Raw genomic sequence first — 19335 nt, forward strand, 5'->3', positions numbered from 1 at the left:
GGGGGCACCCGTAGATCTGATTAGGGCGTAGCACCGTAGGTCGGATTAGGCGAAAGCCGTAATCCGACACCCACGAGCCCCGGAAGTTACCCCTCCAAAGCCGCCTTCTGAATCTCAAACAACTGATCAATACCCTGCCTGGCCAATGCCAGCATGCTGTCCAGTTCTTCCTGAACAAACGGCGCGCCTTCGGCAGTACCCTGAATCTCGATGAAGCCGCCCTGATCGGTCATGATCACGTTCATATCCGTTTCGGCTTCGGAGTCTTCCGGGTAGTCCAGGTCGAGAACCGGTGTGCCCTTGTAAACGCCAACGGACAGCGCCGCCACCATTTGCTTCAGCGGTGATTCCTTCAGGCGCTTTTCTGCAACCAGGTGGTTCAGTGCATCAACCAGGGCAACGCAGCCGCCGGTGATGGCTGCAGTGCGGGTGCCGCCGTCGGCCTGGATCACGTCGCAGTCGATGGTGATGGAGTGCTCGCCCAGAGCGCTCAAATCAACCGCAGCACGCAGGGAGCGACCGATCAGGCGCTGGATTTCGACGGTGCGGCCGCCCTGTTTGCCACGGGCGGCTTCGCGGCCCATGCGGCTGCCGGTGGAGCGGGGCAGCATGCCGTACTCGGCGGTGATCCAGCCTTTGCCTTCGCCGCGCAGGAATGGCGGTACCTTGTTCTCGACAGACGCGGTGCAGATCACCTTGGTGTCGCCGAACTCGATCAGTACGGAGCCTTCCGCATGACGGGTGTAGTTGCGGGTGATTCGGATGTCTCTCGGTTGTTCCGGAGTTCTTCCGCTTGGACGCATAGTGTTTCCTGATATTGGTAGTGGATGTCCGGGTGTTATACCCGATTGTTGAAAATTGGGAAGACCGCCGAGTATAACACGGGGAAGTTCCGGTCTCTGCCGTGAAGGTTCACGGCTTTGGTCGGGTTCGCGGTTTTGCGCGCGGGCCTGCTAAACTTGAACGATTGCACTTGATGACTAGCGGAGTCGCCATGATCAGAAGTATGACTGCCTTTGCCCGACAGGATACCCAGGGAGAATGGGGAACACTGACGTGTGAGATTCGTACAGTGAACCATCGGTACCTGGAGCCTTCCTTTCGGCTGCCGGAGGCGCTCCGCGAGCTGGAAAATACGTTCCGTGAACAGTTACGCCAGCAACTCAAGCGCGGGAAGGTGGATGTGTCCATGCGCCTGCAAACGGCTGAAAGCGCAGGGCAGGGGTTTGAAGTCTGTGAGGAGATGGCTCATGCGGTAAATGAGGCTGCCAATCACGTCAATCGGATGCTGGATAATCCCGCCCATATCAATGCCCTGGATATCCTGCGCTGGCCGGGGGTGTTGTCGGTCAAGGAGCTTGATTACGGCCCGGCGCGGGAAGCGGCGGGGGAATTGTTTGAGCGAACGGTTGCCGAGCTGGTGACGGTTCGTGAGCGGGAAGGTGAGCGTTTGCGGCCGCTGTTTGATGATCGCCTGAAGACCATGGGCGAGCTGGTCAGCGAGGTGCGCAGCCTGATGCCGGAGTTGCTGAAGGCGCAGGAGAAGACTCTGAAGGAGCGTTTCGAGAAAGCCAAGGTGGAGATAGACCCAGAGCGCATCGCTCAAGAGATGGTGATGCTGGCCCAGAAAAGCGATGTGGCGGAGGAGCTTGATCGTCTGGAGGCCCATGTCACCGAGGTGTCGGAAACCCTGCAGTCGGATGATGCCATCGGCCGCCGCCTGGATTTCCTGATGCAGGAGCTGAACCGCGAGGCCAATACTCTCAGTAGCAAGAGCATCGACGCCCGGGTAACCCGCGTGGCGGTGGATCTGAAGGTGCTGATCGAGCAGATGCGGGAACAGGTGCAGAACCTGGAGTAAGGGATTCCCGCATCGTGTATAATCCCGCCCCTTGTTATTGCGGCAGCGGGTTGTGACCGGTGAGATGTCGCGGAATTCAGTCAGGACCGGAGAGTTGTGCGCCATGAGCCAGGCAGTTGAACAAGGTACCCTCTATGTAATTTCGGCCCCGTCCGGGGCAGGGAAGACCAGCCTTGTGGCAGAAATGCTGCGCAATGATGAGAAGCTGGGGGTGTCGGTTTCCCACACCACCCGCCCGATGCGGGAAGGCGAGCAGCACGGGGTCAACTATCATTTCGTCAGCCGTGACGAGTTTGAAGCGATGATTGGCCGCGGCGATTTTCTCGAACACGCGGATGTGTTCGGCAACTACTACGGCACATCCCAGGTCTGGGTGCGTGAGACTCTTGCGAAGGGGCGGGACGTGATCCTGGAGATCGACTGGCAGGGTGCCGAGCAGGTGCGGCGGCTTATTCCCGAGTGCGTCGGCATATTCATTGTGCCGCCATCCCCGGAAGTGCTGCGCGAGCGCCTGACCGGTCGGGGTACGGACGCACCGGAAGTGGTTGATCGCAGGCTGCGTGAGGCTGCGGAAGAGTGCAGTCACGCCGTCGAGTTCGATTATCTGGTGGTGAATGATGACTTTGGCGCGGCGCTCCAGGACCTGCTGGCCATCGTGCGCGGCCAGCGCCTGCGGATAGCGGCCCAGCAGGTGCGCTATAGCAACTTGCTGGCACGGTTGTCGGCCCGGGGCTGACGGCGCGTTTCCGCTGTATACAAATTGAGCCGGTCGCAGTAAACTATGCGGTCTGCTGAATCAGTCATTTTTTATTTTGTCGGGGAAGTTATGGCACGAGTTACCGTTGAAGATTGTCTGGAAAACGTTGATAACCGTTTTCAGCTGGTTATGCTGGCTACCAAGCGCGCTCGCCAGATTGCCACCAAGGGCTTTGAGCCGATGGTAGCGGAAGAGAACGACAAGCCTACTGTCATTGCCCTGCGTGAAATTGCCGAAGGCAAAGTAACCCGCAGCCTTCTGACGGAAGAAGAGGAAGATTAAGCTGCAAGGCAGGTAGAATGCCTGTCTCAAGCATTGAAATCTGTCCCTGCGGTTTTATAGTGTATCTATAACGCATGGCTGGACGGATAACGGAAGGACCCGGATGCACGCATTCGGGTTTTTTTATCCCTGATTTTCGATCTGTACTTTTCACTTTCTACTTTTCAATCTGTACTCGGAGGCGCGGTGTCGGCAGAGGCAACGGTTGAAGGGCTGGCGCAAGAGCTCAGTTCCTATCTGGATACCAATCGCATCAATCAGGTGCGACGAGCCTACTATTATGCCGAGCAAGCCCACGAAGGCCAGATGCGCCGCAGTGGCGACCGTTACATCACCCACCCCCTTGCTGTTGCCCATATCCTTGCCGAGCTGAAACTGGACCATCAGAGCCTGATGGCGGCCATGCTTCACGACGTTATCGAAGACACCGGTATTCCCAAGGACGCCCTGTCGGATCAGTTTGGCGAGGATGTCGCAGAACTGGTAGACGGCGTCAGCAAGCTGACCCAGATTGAATTCCGCTCCCGTGCCGAAGCCCAGGCCGAAAACTTCCAGAAAATGACCCTGGCCATGGCCCGGGATATTCGCGTCATCCTGGTGAAGCTGGCGGACCGCCTGCACAACATGCGCACCCTCGGGCCCATGCCCTATGAAAAGCGTCTGCGTATTGCCACCGAAACCCTCGATATCTATGCCCCCATTGCCAATCGCCTGGGCATGCACTCCATCTGTACTGAACTGGAGGATCTGGGGTTCTCTTCCCTCTATCCGATGCGTTCGCGGTACATTTCCAAGGCGGTGGAAAAGCTGAGGGGCAGTCACCGGGAAATCATTGACGAGATCCGCGGCAAGCTTCAGGAAAAGCTGGAAGAGCGAGGGTTACCGGGCCGTATCCTGGGGCGAGAAAAGCACCTGAACAGCATCTACAACAAGATGAAGTTCAAGCAGAAGTCGTTCCACGAAATCATGGATGTGTACGCGTTCCGCATCATCACCGACACCGAGGACGACTGCTACCGTATCCTGGGCGCGGTGCACAGCCTGTACAAGCCGCTGCCGGGGCGTTTCAAGGATTACATCGCCATGCCCAAGGCCAATGGCTACCAGTCCCTGCACACCACGCTGTTCGGCATGCATGTGAATATCGAGATCCAGATCCGCACCGAGGAAATGGAGCACATTGCCAACAACGGTATTGCCGCCCACTGGATGTACAAGAACGAACCCACCAGCGTGACCAGTGTGAATCAGTCCCGGGTGGACCGCTGGGTGCAGGGTCTGATGGAAATGCGGGAACGGGCGGACGACTCCCTGGAATTCATTGAGCACGTCAAGGTCGACCTGTTCCCGGACGAAATCTACGTGTTTACGCCCAAGGGCAAGATCATGGAATTGCCCAGCGGCGCCACGCCGGTGGACTTCGCCTACGCCATCCACACCGATATCGGTAATGCCACGGTTGCCTGTCGTATCAACCGTAACCTGGGTTCCCTGAGCCAGCCGTTGCAAAGCGGTCAGACCGTGGAAGTTATTACCGCACCCGGGGCGCGCCCGAATCCGGCGTGGTTAAGCTTTGTGGTCACCGGCAAGGCCCGCAGCAGCATTCGCCACGTGTTGAAGAACCAGAAGCGGACCGAATCCCTGGAGCTGGGCAAGGCGTTGCTGAAGAAATCCCTCAAGGGCTTCGGAACCAGTCTGTCCAGCATCAGTGACAGCCAGATTGACGCGGTAGTGAAGCACAACCAGGTCAGTAGTCTGGACAACCTGGTCAGCGAGATTGGTCTGGGTAATCGCATGGCGTACCTGGTGGCCCGGCAGCTGGTCAGCGGTGAGGAGGAAACCTCCGGCACCGTCTCGGATGCCCAGTCCCAGGGCAGTCCGGTTACCATTCGCGGGACCGAGGGTCTGCTGGTCCGCTTCGCCAGCTGCTGCAAGCCGATTCCCGGGGACCCGGTGGTCGGTGTGATGGACTCTGGCAAGGGCATGATCATCCACTCCGATACCTGCTCGCGATTGCCAGAAGACGACGAGGGCCGGGCGCGCCTGACGCACCTCAAGTGGGCCAAGGACATCACCGATGAATTCTCGGTAGAGCTGCGGGTGGAGCTGGAGCGCCAGCGTGGCGTTATCGCCGAGGTGGCCAACGCCGTGGCCATGGCCGACGGCAATATCGAACGGATTAACGTCGAAGAGCAGAACGCACGGCTGGGTGTCGTCAGCCTGGTGGTGCATGTGAACGGTCGCCGTCACCTGGCCCGGGTGATGCGGCGGGTTCGTAATATTCGCGCCGTGACCCACATTAACCGTGTGCGTCATTAACCCGGAATGCCGACCAACGGCTGGTTGACAGGGTGCGCTTCGAGGGGCGACGATTGGCGTTTTGGAAGAGAGGAACCCCAAGGTCATGACCAATAAATCTATCATCCAGACCGAGAATGCTCCCCAGGCAATCGGTACCTATTCCCAGGCGGTAAAAGCCGGCGACACCGTTTACCTGTCGGGACAGATTCCTCTGGTGCCGGAAACCATGGAAGTGGTGGCCGGTGATTTCGCCGCCAAGACCCGTCAGGTGTTCGAGAACCTGAAAGCGGTCTGCGAAGCCGGCGGCGGTGAGCTGAAAGACATCGTCAAGCTCAACATCTACATGACGGACCTGGCCAACTTCGCCACGGTCAACGAAATCATGGCAACGTATTTCCAGGAGCCATATCCGGCCCGCGCCGCCGTTGGCGTGGCAGCCCTGCCAAAGGGTGTGCCCATCGAAATGGAAGCGGTGATGGTTCTGAGCTGATAGCTTGAGACCAGCAGCGATAAGAAAGCGGCCACTTGCACTGGCCGCTTTTTTTATGGGCGACCGGTGATCATCTCCAGATAGCCCGCCCGGAAATCGGGGTAGCGGAAACGGTAGCCACTGTCCAGCAAGCGCTGGTTACTGCAACGCTTGCTGCCTGCCCTGCCGCCCTTGCGGGCATCGGCTTTGGGCGCCGCGCAAGGCAGCTGTTCCTGAACCCAGTGCACCACCTCATCCAGCCGCACCGGCTCGCAATCGCTGGCGACATAGCAATCTTCCACGGGCTCTCCAACGAGCGATTTATTGATCAGATGTGCAACGATGGCTGCAGCGTCGGCCTCGTGAATACGGTTACTGAACGGGCCTGGGCTGGCCGGGTCCATGTTGCCGGCAACCACGGCCTCCAGGAAGCGCCGGCGGGAAGGACCGTAAATTCCGCTGAAACGAACGATGGTCGCGGGAAAGCCGCTTTCCAGGGCCGTCCGTTCACCCGCCAGAATGGCCTGGCCGCTGGCGCGCTCGGGTTCCGTGGGGCTTGATTCATCAACCCAGGCGTCATCATCCTGGGCGTACACGCTGGTGCTGCTGATAAACACCAGGCGTTGAACTGCCTGCCCTGACAGCGAGGCCAGCAGGTTTATCAGGCCGGTTACGTAGGCGTCCCGGTACCCCTGCTCGTCATAGCTGGACGGTGTCAGGCAGTAAATCACGGCATCGAGTCGGGAGGGGATAACGGCGTTGACCTGGTCAGCCTCCATCAGATCCGCCCCCAATGGCTGGACGCCGTCGGGGACCCGGTCGGGGGTGCGCCTGAGTCCGAACACTTCGGCCTGGTCGATCAAAAGCGAGGCAATATTGCCGCCAAGTTTGCCGCAGCCGGCGACAAGAATTCGTGGCAGTTTATTGCTTTCAGTGATTGCCATAGACAATATCAATCCTTATGCTTTGGCTTATCAGCCAACGGGGCAGTTAAACACACCGAACTCTGACCTGGACGAACTTTTTACCTAGAAAAACCCTGACCGGAGCTCACCATGACTCTCACCGAGTTACGATACGTTGTTACCCTGGCACGGGAAAGGCATTTTGGTCGTGCCGCCGAGCGTTGCCACGTCAGTCAGCCCACGTTGAGCGTGGCCGTAAAAAAGCTGGAAGACGAGCTCGGAATCCCGCTGTTCGAGCGTAGCAAAAGCAGCATTCGTGTGACCGAAACCGGGCTGCGTATTATCGAACAGGCCCAGCGGGTGCTGGATCAGGTGGGTGTGATCAAGGACATGGCCCAGGACGGCAAGAACCAGCTGAACTCTCCGCTGAAAGTCGGTGCTATTTATACCATTGGTCCGTACCTGTTTCCTCACCTTCTGCCCGAATTACGACGCGCCGCTCCGGAAATGCCGTTGTTCATAGAAGAGAACTACACGGCCAGCCTGCGTCAGAAACTGCGGCATTCCGAACTGGACGCCATCATCATCGCGCTGCCGTTCGAGGAGCCCGAGGTTGTCACGCTGCCGCTGTATGACGAACCGTTTGTGGTGCTACTGCCAGCCGGTCACCCGCTGACCAGGAAGGAAAGCCTGACTGCGGAAGAGCTGGCGAAGGAGCAGTTGCTGTTGCTTGGCCCGGGGCACTGTTTCCGGGATCAGGTACTGGAGTCCTGCCCGCCGCTGGTTGAGGCCGTCACCCGCAATGTCGGGGCGTCTGCTCCGGCACTGGTGACTGAAGGCAGCTCCCTGGAAACCATCCGCCACATGGTGGCCTCCGGCCTGGGCATTACCGTGCTGCCGCTCTCGGCGGCTACCGCGATGCAGTACCACGAAGATATCCTGGCAGTGCGCCCGTTTGCGGCCCCGGTGCCATTCCGCACCGTCGCCCTGGCCTGGCGGGTAACGTTCCCGCGACCGAAAGCCATCGATGTGCTGTCACTGGCGGCCAGCCAGTGCCGAGTCATTGAAAAGGCCAGGTCAGACACCCCGGCCGTCGCCGCCAGCGCCTGAGGCCGGCCATGACGTCACTGGACGACATTCCGGTTACTACCCTCAAGGGCGTGGGAAGCGCCCTGGCAGACCGGCTGGCCAAGCTGGGGATCCGGTCCCTGCAGGATCTGCTGTTTCACCTGCCGCATCGATACGAAGACCGCACCCGTATTATCTCCATGGGCAATCTGCGTATCGGGGATGTGGGCGTGGTGGAAGGCGAGGTGGTCAAAACCGATCTGGTCATGGGGCGGCGACGCAGCCTTCAGGTCACCCTGAAGGACCACAGCGGCTTTCTGGTGATGCGCTTTTTCCATTTCAATGCCGCCCAGAAAAACCAGTTGTCCGAGGGCACCCGGGTGCGATGCTTTGGCGAGGTCCGCCCCGGCCGGGCCGGCTACGAGTTCTACCACCCCGAATACCAGACCAACCCGCCGCCCATGCCGGCAGAGGGTGAGGCCACGCTGACGCCGGTCTACCCGCTGACCGAAGGCATCCAGCAGCCGCGCGTACGCTCCCTGTGTCAGCAGGCGCTGACGTACCTCAAGCGCTACCCCATCCGTGACTGGCTCCCCGCGGCACTGCTGTCGGATTATCAGCTGCCGGGCATTACCGCTGCGGTGGAGTTGGTGCATTCGCCGCCCGCCAACGCACCGGTACACTTGCTGATGGAGGGCAAGCACCCGGCCCAGCAGCGGCTGGTGATGGAAGAGTTGCTGGCCCACCAGCTCAGCCTGTTGCAGGTCAGGGAACAGATCCAGGCGCGGGAAGCCCTGCCGTTGCTACCGACGGGAGACCTTGCAGAGCGTTTCCTCGAAGAGCTGCACTTTCGCCTGACCGGCGCCCAGCAGCACGTCGTGCGTGAGATACGGCAGGATCTCAGTCAGCCGTTGCCGATGTTGCGCCTGGTCCAGGGAGATGTGGGTTCGGGCAAAACCGTGGTGGCGGCGCTGGCGGCGTTGCAGGCGATCGGCGCAGGAGCGCAGGTGGCGTTGATGGCGCCGACCGAAATTCTTGCGGAGCAGCACTACCACAATTTCCGGGGCTGGCTGGAGCCGCTGGGTATTCGTCTGGCGTGGCTGTCCGGCAAGGTCAAGGGCAAGGCCCGGCGGGAAGCACTGGAGCAGGTCGGCAGCGGTGAAGCCGCCGTCGCCATCGGCACCCATGCCCTGTTTCAGGACGACGTGGCGTTCAACCGACTGGCCCTGGTGATTGTCGATGAACAGCATCGCTTTGGGGTCCATCAGCGGCTGGCGTTGCGGGAAAAAGGCGTGGGCGGCTCTCTGGCGCCCCACCAGTTGATCATGACCGCAACGCCCATTCCGAGAACCCTGGCCATGAGCGCCTACGCCGATCTGGATACGTCGGTCATCGATGAACTGCCGCCGGGGCGAAAGCCCATCGAGACCATTGCGATTCCCGACAGTCGTCGGGACGATGTCATTGAGCGGGTGCGCAATGCCTGCCAGGAAGGTCGCCAGGCCTATTGGGTCTGTACACTGATTGAAGAGTCGGAGGCGTTGCAGTGCCAGGCTGCGGAGGTGACCGCCCGGGAATTGTCGGAACGGCTGCCGGACCTGCAAACCGGCCTGGTTCACGGACGCCTGAAAGCAGCGGAAAAGGCCGAGGTAATGACCCGCTTCAAGAATGGCGAGCTGGACCTGCTGGTGGCTACCACCGTGATTGAGGTGGGGGTGGATGTGCCGAACGCATCGCTTATTATCATCGAAAACCCGGAGCGGCTTGGCCTGGCCCAGTTACATCAGCTCCGTGGTCGTGTGGGGCGGGGCGAGCAGGCCAGTTTCTGTGTATTGATGTACCACCCGCCATTATCCCTGAATGGCAAGGCCCGCTTGCAGGCTCTCCGGGACAGTCAGGACGGCTTCGTGATTGCCGAGAAGGACCTGGAGATCCGCGGGCCGGGGGAAGTATTGGGAACACGCCAGACCGGCATGATGCAGTTTCGGCTGGCCGATTTTGAGCGGGACAAGGGATGGATTGAACCCATCCGTGAGATGGCGCCGGGGCTGATGAAACAGCCCGATGTAGTCGGTGGCCTGATTCGTCGCTGGCTGGGCGAGAGAATTCGTTACGGCGACGTTTAAAGTTATTGTGTCACGATGTGGCACGTCAGAGATTGGGGAATAGCCATGGAATTACCGGTTTCGGTTCGGGAGGCCCTGGGCGACAACGCGGGGGAGGTGACCCTGCGGAATATCGGTCAGGTAAGCAGTGACCAGTTGCTGAGAATGGTGTTGCTCAGTGACGATCAGGGAAACCTGCAGGCGATCTGCCGGCATGATGACCTCCTTGATATCAGTTCGCTCAATCAGCAGCTTGGGCGGAACCTGCGGATGATGAAGCGTCGTGAGCAACTGAGGGTCAGAGAGCGTGCGGGGCTGGCTGAGTTGCCGGCGCTGCCGTCGCTGACCGGGTGGCCGACGGTCGTGGATAAACGGGTAAGCGACCTTGAGTCTATCTCTATCGTCGTCGGCGCGCAGGAGTTGGCAATGGTGATGCCGCTTGCGGACTTTCAGGCGATGACCTCCCAGGCTCAAAGGGCGGATTTTGCGGTGGCGCCGGAAAACATCAGGGTGAACCTGGATTGCCCGGAGAAGGATCGGGACCAGTTGCATTCCGCCATCAAGAAATTCACCGGGCTGAGAATTCAGCAGCGCCTGGAAGACACGCTCGAACTGCCGCCCCTTCCCGAAACCGCCCAGCGTATTATTCGTTTGCGTGTAAATCCCAATGCGGAGATGGGGGACCTGGTCGATATTGTCGAGAGCGATCCCAGTCTGGCAGCACAAATCGTGAGCTGGGCTTCGTCGTCTTTCTATGCCGCGGCAGGGCAGGTCCGGTCGGTGCATGATGCCGTCTCGCGGGTACTGGGGTTCGATCTGGTGATGAACCTGGCAATGGGGCTGGCCCTCGGCCGGGCCCTTGGCAAGCCACAGGACCATCCGGAAGGGTACGTGGATTATTGGCAACAGGCCATCTGGCAGGCTCAGTCCGCGAGCATCCTGTGCACCATGATGCCCCGTGGCAAGCGCCCCGTATCCGGTCTGGCGTATCTGGCCGGACTGTTGCACAACTTTGGTTATCTGGTCCTGGCCCAGGTTTTTCCACCCCACTTCAAACTGGTATGCCGCTCGCTGGAAGTGAATGCCAACATGGATTCAACGGTGACTGAACAATATTTGCTGGGAATAACCCGTGAGCAGATCGCTGCCGAGTTAATGCAGAACTGGGGAATGCCTGATGAGGTGGTCACGGGGATTCGCTACCAGAAAAATCCGGACTACGAGGGGGAGCACAGTGTCTATCCCAGGTTGCTTTGGCTGAGTCGTCAGTTACTCGCTGAACGTGGCGTGGCTCTTGGGGCCAGCGAGGAAATTCCCGGGGCTTTATACGAATCATTGGGGTTGGACCAGGCCGCCGTGGAAGAACAATTCGACGAACTGGTCAGCAACAAGGCTGCTGTCATGGCCATGGTCGGCATGATGAACCCTTGATTTTACTATAAAAAAAGCCGGCCCTTGGGCCGGCAAGCTCACCCGCTTTTGCAGAGTCGTCCAAACTTATCAGGAGAAAACAACGCAAGGTGCCCGCAGAGTGCGATCAGGACTACCTTGTCTTTAAATTTAGACGATGAGGTTGGAAATAAAAGTCAACCAAAGGGGTGAGCTTGCGGTGAGCAAGGTGTCACAAATTTGGAACACTGGAATGCATTGATTTTCAAAGCTAATTGTTTGCGCTTTCCTGATTTCCAGTTACAAAATGTTACAAATTGTTTTTGCCACTTCACAACCATGCTGGCCGGGCTCAGAAAGCATGGTGTCGAAGGGCGGTTGCCGCATGGCGAATGGCGTCCGCGTGTTTTTCCTCAATGGCGAGCCGTTCCTTGTCCATCTTTTCGATGAAGCGGGTGTCGGTGGCCTGACGGGCCCGGTGAGTCGGCATGTGCTGGATCTGGTCGTAGACTTCCTGGAACACCTGGAACGGCGACTGCTCAAGCAGTTCCGGCGCTACATGGTCCAGCAACCCTTTCAGCCGCAGGCAAGCCTCTGAGTACTCGACCTGATCCTCTTCAACGGCCAGTGCAATCACCTGGATGCTTTCCACCATGGACTGCCGGCGCTGCGACTGAAACGCCCGGTTCTTGTCGTTACTTTTACGGTTTTTCCTCAGCAGCCTGGCCTGGCGAACGATGAAAGCCAAAAGTAGGGCGATGGCAATCAGGCCGGCGATGATCAGTGTCCATTGCAGCCACAGGGGCATAGCGTCATCCTCGTTTCAATCAGGCGCGTTTGCGCTGGCGCTCGGCACGCCAGACCTTTACTTTGACCTTCTGCCCATTGAGTACAGACGTGCCAACCAGCGGGTCCACCTGCTGATCGCTCAGCACGTCATTGAGGCTGGCGCCCGGGTGGGCGGTGGCCACAGACTGGCTGGTGCCCTGGCGGTGGTGACCCCAGCCATGGGGGACGGACACGACACCAGGCATGATGTCCTCGGATATCTCAACGGGCAGCACGATGTTACCGGATACATCGCCAGAGTCCGAGGTGATTTCCGCCGAATCGCCAGCTTGAAGCCCGCTCCGTGCGGCATCCCTGGGGTGGATGATCAGGGTGCAGCGGTCCTTGCCCTTAACCAGTCGTTGGCTGTTGTGCATCCAGGAGTTGTTACTGCGCACATGGCGACGGCCGATCATCAGCAGGTCATCCGGGGCCGGGCTCGCCAGCAGGTCGTGAAGCCGGTCCAGATCCTGCAGATAGCGCCGGGGAGCAAGGTTCACTTTGCCGTCACGGGTGAACAGTCGTTCCGGCATGCAGGGTCTGAGAGGGCCCAGGTCGACACCATTGGGATGGTCCCGCAACGTTGCCAGGGAAAGTCCTTTGGGCAGGTCCTGCCAATGACGGTTAAGGGGGCTGAGCCTGGCGATGCCCTGAAGCGGATGGCGATTGGGCAGGATATCCATGACCAGATCGATGGCCGGCTGTACCAGCCCCCGGGCCGGGCCGATGTTCGCTCCGTAAGGGCCGGAGCGCAGCAGCAGGTCCAGGATGGGGTCTGGTCCGATCTGTTTGAACGCACGCCAGCCCAGCTCGGCGCGCAAGGGCAAGCGCCCGCCTTTGCGTTTTTTCTCCAGGCGATGAGCCAGCTCCAGCAGAATTTGCCAGTCGTGGCGGGAATCGTCGCCGGCTTCGAACAGCGGGTCACTGTATTTGGCGTAGTTGCGCACCGCGAACATGCTGAAAATCAGGTCGTAGTGGCTACGTTCGAGGGCCGCCGTCGGAGGCAGGATCACGTCCGCGTGGCGGGTGGTTTCGTTCAGGTAGTAATCCACCGACACCATGAAGTCGAGGCCTTCCAGCGCCTTCTCTAGTCGCCCGCCGTTGGGGTTGGACAGCGCCGGGTTGCCGGCGACGGTCACAAACGCTTTGATCTGGCCTTCGCCCGGCGTCAGCATCTCGTCCGCCATGGTGCTGGCGGGGTATTCACCGGCGAATTCCGGCAGCTTCTTCACGCGGCTGTAACGGTTGCCAAAATGGCCCTGCTGGCCAGACATACCGCCAAGAGCAATCAGGTCGATAGCGGGTTGGGTAAACATCACACCGCCGGTGGCATCGAGCTTGCCAGTCAGGATATTCAGGCAGTAGGCCAGCCAGGTGGCCACACCACCAAAGGTCTGGGTGCTGGTGCCCATGCGGGTGTATAGCGCGGCTTTCTGTGTGGTGGCCAGTTGTCGCGCCAGTTCACGGATGGCATTGGCCTCCAGGCCGGTGTGGGAGCTGACCGCTTCCGGGGTGAAGCTCAGGGATGCCAGGCGCAGCAGGTCGACATCCTTGGTCCAGTTCTCCGCGTGGCCAAGGTTGACCAGGTCCTCTTCGAACAGGGTATGCACCATGGCCATCAGCAGCAGCGCATCGGTACCGGGGCGAATGAAATGGAATTCGTCGGCCAGTTTGCCGGTTTCCGTGCGGCGGGGATCCACCACGATCATTTTGCCGCCACGACCTTTCAAGGCTTTCAGCCGTCCGCGGACGTCCGGCACCGTCATCAGGCTGCCGTTGGAGGCCATGGGGTTGGCGCCGATGCAGATGAACAGGTCGGTGCGGTCGATATCGGGAATCGGAAACAGGATCTGGTGCCCGAACATTTCCAGGCTGGCCAGCATGTGGGGCAGCTGATCGTTGGAGGTGGCGGAGAATCGGTTCTGGCTGCCAATGGCCCGCAAAAACGGCATGGTCGCCACCAGTGATCCGTGGTTATGGACGTTCGGGTTGCCCAGGTACACCCCGATGCTGTTGCGGCCCTGTTCCTTGCGAATCCGGTGCAGGCGGTCGGCCACCAGGTCGAAGGCTTCATCCCAGTCCATTTCCTGCCAGCCGGTGGCGGTTCGGCGGATCGGTTTTTTCAGGCGATCCGGGTCTTCGTGCAGATCCTGCAGGGCGACGGCCTTGGGACAGATGTGACCATGGCTTAACGGGTCGTCCTCATCACCCTTGATGGAGGCAATGTGTCCATCCTTGACCTCGATAGCCACGCCGCACATGGCTTCGCACAGGTGGCAGGTGCGGTAATGGGTGCCGTTTTCCATGGGTTCTCTCTCCGATCAGGTTTTTATTTTCTGACTCTGAGCGCAGGCACGCGGGTACGGTGTTCCGGAACACGCTGTGAATACGTCCCTGTAACGCTCGGGCTCCGCCATCCATGGCTCCGCACGGTTCCGGAACANCCGTACCCGCGTGCCTCTGGAAGTGTGGAGTTGGTTTCAACAGACAACCAGATTAGCAGGAAATGCAGGTGAGGGGAAAAGCCTGATTTGGCAGAAACGGCCATATAAAAGGCCAGCCCGAAGGCTGGCCTGGAGTGCGGGTTAGTATAGGAGATTAATACTCTTCCGGGATCTCCTTGATTGGGTTGGAGAGGAAGTTCAGATAAACCCCGCTTTCAGGGATTTGTAGGGGAATTTCTACAGCTACTAAGCCAAAGGATACTGCGTTGACAGTAATGTCCTCTGCTTCAATGGTCCTTTGCTCTATCTGCATTCGTCCATCATCGAAGAATGTGATGGGGCCTGAAAGCTTCAACTGAACGGGTTTGCTGTAGACATCGTGACTGTCAACACCGCTCAGGTTGGGGGCATCCAGGGTAAGGTCTGCCGTTGTACTGAATGTGGGTCTACCGTCCGGACCTTCCGATATTACACCTTCCACCAAACCGAGAGGGTTATCTTCGCTTGGTTCACCATAAGTCATTCGGAGGATCTGGGTGCCTGTGCTGGATTCAATGTCTGATCCCAGTAGCAGGTTCGCGCTGACGAATACCGTAGCGGAGGTTGTGGCTAACTGAGTCGGGTAGAGCAGTATGCGAACACCTATCTGGTTGCCGTTCTCGTCTAGTTCTGGACCGACGACCTCGGTATCCAGCGCATAGGTCTGGTATATAAACTTGTTTTCTGGACAGTCTGTTTCTGGTCCACCATCCGGGGAGCAGCCGACCCGCGCGTTGCCAGCACTGCTATCGCCCACGCCGTCGCCATCTTCATCAATTACAAGAAGTTTGCCGGCATTAGCAGAGGGAAGGAATCCTCCGTTGCCGTCCTCTTCATGTGCAAAAGGCTCAAGGCAGTCAGTGCTTTCTGGAGAGTCGCAGTCAATCACGTAGTTTGAATTGGTGTCCCGAATCGGAAGATTTCGAAGGGGAGTAAATACGCTGGAAATGGACTCAGCACCAGTGAAATAGATCGTGAGGTTTGGTCCCCCTGTGTCTGACGGGTCTACAAGCAAGTCTGTCTGTAGAGGCATTTGTTCAGAGGAGCAAACGATCTCTCCACTTCCACAGTTGCCGTCCACCTGGGATTTCATCGTGTAGCGGTAAGTGGCATTAATGTTCCAGGCTTCCTCGGGATAGAAGCGAATCTGCTGATGGTTTTTCTCCAGTCGCCCCGATACAACTTCCTCATCGCCAACGGCTGCTGGAGCGGAAGGATCCGCCACTTTCTCTACCACGAATGAAGTGTCATTGATCGTTTCCAAATCCATCGACTGGGAGAACTTCACTACAATCGGGCGGTCCTTTGGCAAGGTGGTGACTGGTAGCTGATCCCGCTCAATATCGGCGGGTGCGTCTGGAGAGTCGACGCAGGTACCGTGGCTGCCATTTGCAATATCGAGGTTCTCTGTCACACAGGGGTAACCAGGATAAGTTGTTAGCGCCAAGGGCGAGGCAGGAGGTTCTTCTGTGCCGTCGCTAATTTCCGGCAAGCTAAAGTTAAGCGCCGGAACGTTAGCGGGGTTGCCCGAGATATCGGTTACACCGTTAATATTCACGGCGTATTCCACTCCATGCTTCAGGCCACCTTCCGGATTGATCACCAGCACGGTACCGTCAACTTTGGTGTTCAGGTTGGCGACATCGCCTTCGCTACTTGAGAGCGTGACATTTCCCGGAACCGAATCGTGGTCCAGCGGCTCATCAAAGTTCAGTACCACCGGATCACCCGGACGTTGCATATCCTGGCGTGTGGAGGGCTCTGCATCCTCGGAGCCGGGCATCCAACTGACCAGTTGTGGTCCGGTCAGGTCTTGCAGCTCTTCGTCACGCTGATCGGCAGCGTCGAGCTGGGAGGTGGAGTCGGTGGCTGCTTCGATGCGGAAGGCGATGGTGGAATCAGTGAATTCCTGGCCCAGCAGGTTGGGCTCGACCATGCCTATGGCGTCGATGGTCAGTGTGCCGTCTTCCACCAGGGCGATACCGGTCAGCTCAACGCCAAGCAGATCCTGGGACAGTGACGCGTTCGGCTGTGCTTCCTCGGTATTCATGGATACGTCCATGAACAGTTTGACGTGCCGTGGTGCGCTCTGGTCGTCGGTATAGGGGTTGGGCATCAGGTAACCGGTGGCGTCCGACAGCATGGTGACCTTGATGTTGCCGGTCTGCTGAATCTCGCCGGTGTTCGGATCGATAATCGGCACCGTGCCGTTGACGCGTACATCCAGGCTGCTGCTGTTCAGCAGGCTGCCTTTGGGCACGCGCAGGGGAAGGGGCTCTTCGGCTTCAAAAGCCGGTGCGAATCCCAGCTCCGCAAACAGGCCGCCGGTTTGCTGTGATGGGCCGGCGATGCCCTGCAGAACGGAGTTCAGGGTGACGCCGTTAATGATCTGGCCGTTCAGTTTTGAGCGGCGGGCGTCCGTTGCAGTGCTGCCCGCGTTCAGGCCGGAGTCGATGACTTCCTGAAACAGAACGACTCTCGGGCCGGTATCTCGCGGAGTGATCTCTTCACTGAAATCCTCCAGCACACCGCCATTTATCCCAGGCAAGTTCCTGACAGAGACAGTGTAGGTTTCGCCCGGGGTCAGGAAGTCGTCATCCCGGCCGCACAGCTCCGGGGTGTCTGGTATGCAGGGATCGATGGTGACCAGTCGGCCCTTGGCCAGAACGATGGCGGGTACCTGTTCACCGGTACTGTCGGTAATCTCAATAACGCCGCCCAGTTCTTTCCACTCAGGGTGTACCGGTTGGGTGAGGCGCAGGCGGAAGGTGGAAATGTCCATGGGCCGGAACACCGCGCCGGGGGCCGGAATCATCTCCGCTACGTCGAAGCTGGTGCTCAGGTTGTCGAGTCCTGCAATGCCGCTGAACGCCCCACGGGTGGAGAACTGCACGCCTTCTGCGCCAACGGCATTGGGGGTCTGGATAATGCGGTTATCCGCCGCCAGCAGGCCCTCGGCAAATTCGATGGTGTACTCGGTGCCGGGGTCCAGTTCGCCCTGCGGGGAGATTTTCAGGCTGCGGTTGCCATCGACACCTTCGGTTGTGAACGACACCTCGCCGTCACCGCCGGTAATGCGGATCTTGCTGGCAACGTCCTCATCGGAGAGCGCGTGGGAGAACCGTAATACCAGATCGGATTTCGGGCTGACTTCACCCTGGCCGTCTGATGGGTAGGAGTAAACGACGGAGCCGGGAGTTCTTGGTTCGTTGACTTCCTGGCCATCCCCGCCGCCACAGGCGGCAAGGATGGCAGCGGGTAATAGTGCCAGTGTATTTTTGTAGTTCATGGCAGACCTCTCCTCAGAACTTCAGGGTGATGGAGCCGCTGATTACATGGATATCACCGTCTGCAGTGGCTTGTTGCTCGTTGCCATCAAAGTCGACGATGGTGAAATCCCGTTCCTGCAATTGCTGGTACTGGTAACCGATGTCCAGACGAACCGGGTAGGCAAGCAGGCGCGTGCGATCGTAGGTTGCGCTGATGCCAAGGCCGGCAATGATTTTGTCGGTGTCCAGGTAGTTCAGTTCCGGATTGCGGGTGGTTTTGAGTGGGGACTCTTCATAAGCCAGGCCGCCGCGAATGGCGAAATGCTGGCCCAGCTCGTATTCGCCGCCAATGCGTGGCACCAGAATGTCATCGAAACGGATTCGGTTGCCCTGATTGACGTTTTCCTGGTCGCGGATGGTATCGCCGGAGAACTCGTCTTCCAGTTCGGACCAGTTCTGTTGTTCAACGCTGCCGCCAATGCGCCAGCCATCGCCCTTGTACTGGGTGCCGAAGCCGATGGTTTCCGGCTGGAAGGAATCGATGGTTGCCACGGCCAGGCTCAGGCCCGGGTCGGGGATGGTCTGGGTGACTATGATGTTGGAGTCAACCGCGGTGGAAGCAGATGACTTGGTGCGGTAGGTCACGGCGCTTTCCCAGCCGTCGAGGAAGCAGCTGCTTTCGGGACAGAATGTGTCGCCCCATTTGATGGTGGTGCCGAGGATGGATTTCAGGGATGGTTCGGCGTTCACCGAAAGCCGCTCGCGGCTGGTTTCACCGCCAAGGGTGGAAACCGCATCCAGCTGGGCGGCAGCTTCCAGGGTGACACGAACCGAGAAGCCACCGGAAATGCCGCGCCACAATGGCGTCGCGCCGCCAACGTTCAGGAACAGTGGTTCCTTACCATACTGCAGGTACTGGCCGTTTTCGGAGGTTTGGGATGAAAACGCCAGCATTTCCTTGCCGTACTTCTCCACGCCCGCAATGAAACCCAGGTAAATCGGGTGGTCAAAGCGGGTGAGGGAGCCCAGGTTGGTTTTCATGCCAATCAACACGTGCTGGCTGGGGGAATCGGAAATTACATCGCCGTCCGCGTCAGACCGGCTGGAGCGCAATTCCTGTTCGGCGTGAAGGATGCCGCCGGTCAGCTCGCCGCGCTCATCGCTGGTCAGATAGGAGGGGTTGTAATAGGTCGCGGAGACCTGGTCGTTGAACATGGACAGGGACTGGGCGGTGGCAACATCCACGGGCATAACGCCATAGGTGGTGCCAAGGTTGCCCATGCTGGCGGATGCGACACTGCCAAGGCCAGCGGTGGTGGTGGCGACGGCAAGCGTAAGTGCCCGTACTGCGAAACGGTGAGAACCGGACATGGATTGACTCCTTTTATTTTTGTCTTTCCAGATTGTTGAGTGACTCTGGTGATGGGCTGGTGACATTTATGGATACTGGTACAACTGTTTCAGAGTGTAACCACCTTGTCTTTTTGGGACGTTGGCCTCAATGACAACAATCTTCGTCGAAAAGATCACTTTTATGCTTTGTTCATCATTGTTCAGGGGCAAAGGAATTACGAGGCCCGAATCGACTGAGTTTGTTGGGAATGTGTGAGTGAGTGCG

14 protein-coding genes are annotated in these 19335 nt (G+C 58.8%); 8 read left to right on the top strand and 6 right to left on the bottom strand.

All coding sequences use genetic code 11. The features are described 5' to 3' along the window. Positions 1-86: 86 nt before the first annotated feature. Positions 87-803: a ribonuclease PH gene (gene rph, locus ACJO5Y_RS17075; RefSeq protein WP_406988910.1), complete on the bottom strand. Its 717-nt coding sequence runs from the start codon at positions 801-803 to the stop codon at positions 87-89. A 191-nt stretch (positions 804-994) separates the two neighbouring features. On the opposite strand from rph, the gene ACJO5Y_RS17080 reads away from it, so the two are divergent. The 5 genes from ACJO5Y_RS17080 (at position 995) to ridA (ending at position 5691) form a co-directional block, all read left to right on the top strand. After that, positions 995-1861, top strand: a complete 867-nt coding sequence (locus ACJO5Y_RS17080) for a YicC/YloC family endoribonuclease (protein WP_406988911.1) — start codon at positions 995-997, stop codon at positions 1859-1861. 103 nt (positions 1862-1964) lie between these two features. Continuing rightward, complete coding sequence (gene gmk, locus ACJO5Y_RS17085) at positions 1965-2597, top strand: guanylate kinase (RefSeq protein WP_406988912.1); 633 nt, start codon at positions 1965-1967, stop codon at positions 2595-2597. A gap of 90 nt (positions 2598-2687) precedes the next feature. Further along, on the top strand, positions 2688-2900 hold the full coding sequence (rpoZ, locus tag ACJO5Y_RS17090; RefSeq protein ID WP_406988913.1) for a DNA-directed RNA polymerase subunit omega: 213 nt from the start codon (positions 2688-2690) through the stop codon (positions 2898-2900). Positions 2901-3086: 186 nt separating this feature from the next. After that, complete coding sequence (locus ACJO5Y_RS17095; RefSeq protein WP_406988915.1) at positions 3087-5219, top strand: RelA/SpoT family protein; 2133 nt, start codon at positions 3087-3089, stop codon at positions 5217-5219. An 85-nt stretch (positions 5220-5304) separates the two neighbouring features. Continuing rightward, positions 5305-5691: a deaminase RidA gene (gene ridA, locus ACJO5Y_RS17100; RefSeq protein ID WP_248185376.1), complete on the top strand. Its 387-nt coding sequence runs from the start codon at positions 5305-5307 to the stop codon at positions 5689-5691. A gap of 53 nt (positions 5692-5744) precedes the next feature. Here ridA and ACJO5Y_RS17105 read toward each other — a convergent pair whose 3' ends face one another. Next, entirely contained in the window at positions 5745-6614 is an 870-nt protein-coding gene (locus ACJO5Y_RS17105) for an NAD-dependent epimerase/dehydratase family protein (protein ID WP_406988916.1), read from the bottom strand. Between the two features lie 111 nt (positions 6615-6725). Between ACJO5Y_RS17105 and ACJO5Y_RS17110 the strand changes: the two genes are divergently transcribed. Genes ACJO5Y_RS17110 through ACJO5Y_RS17120 form a run of 3 tightly spaced genes read left to right on the top strand, consistent with a single transcriptional unit; the run spans position 6726 to position 11179 of the window. Then, entirely contained in the window at positions 6726-7685 is a 960-nt protein-coding gene (locus tag ACJO5Y_RS17110) for a hydrogen peroxide-inducible genes activator (protein WP_406988917.1), read from the top strand. Positions 7686-7693: 8 nt separating this feature from the next. Next, positions 7694-9769 carry an ATP-dependent DNA helicase RecG gene (gene recG / locus ACJO5Y_RS17115; protein ID WP_406988918.1) on the top strand — a complete coding sequence of 692 codons (2076 nt, stop codon included), beginning with the start codon at positions 7694-7696 and terminating at the stop codon, positions 9767-9769. A 45-nt stretch (positions 9770-9814) separates the two neighbouring features. Then, positions 9815-11179, top strand: coding sequence for an aminoacyl-tRNA deacylase and HDOD domain-containing protein (locus ACJO5Y_RS17120; RefSeq protein ID WP_406988919.1), 1365 nt, complete (start codon positions 9815-9817; stop codon positions 11177-11179). Positions 11180-11489: 310 nt separating this feature from the next. On the opposite strand, the gene ACJO5Y_RS17125 is transcribed toward ACJO5Y_RS17120, so the two are convergent. The 4 genes from ACJO5Y_RS17125 to aupA form a co-directional block, all read right to left on the bottom strand. Continuing rightward, positions 11490-11945 (bottom strand): DUF2489 domain-containing protein, encoded by a 456-nt coding sequence (locus tag ACJO5Y_RS17125; RefSeq protein ID WP_406988920.1) that lies wholly within the window; start codon positions 11943-11945, stop codon positions 11490-11492. A 19-nt stretch (positions 11946-11964) separates the two neighbouring features. Then, positions 11965-14271: a molybdopterin-dependent oxidoreductase gene (locus tag ACJO5Y_RS17130; RefSeq protein WP_406988921.1), complete on the bottom strand. Its 2307-nt coding sequence runs from the start codon at positions 14269-14271 to the stop codon at positions 11965-11967. 292 nt (positions 14272-14563) lie between these two features. Beyond that, positions 14564-17737, bottom strand: coding sequence for an Ig-like domain-containing domain (locus tag ACJO5Y_RS17135; RefSeq protein WP_406988922.1), 3174 nt, complete (start codon positions 17735-17737; stop codon positions 14564-14566). A 13-nt stretch (positions 17738-17750) separates the two neighbouring features. Next, positions 17751-19088, bottom strand: a complete 1338-nt coding sequence (aupA, locus tag ACJO5Y_RS17140) for an alkane uptake protein AupA (RefSeq protein ID WP_406988923.1) — start codon at positions 19086-19088, stop codon at positions 17751-17753. Positions 19089-19335: the final 247 nt, after the last annotated feature.

Source organism: Marinobacter alkalisoli (genome assembly GCF_045449855.1).
Classification (GTDB): domain Bacteria; phylum Pseudomonadota; class Gammaproteobacteria; order Pseudomonadales; family Oleiphilaceae; genus Marinobacter.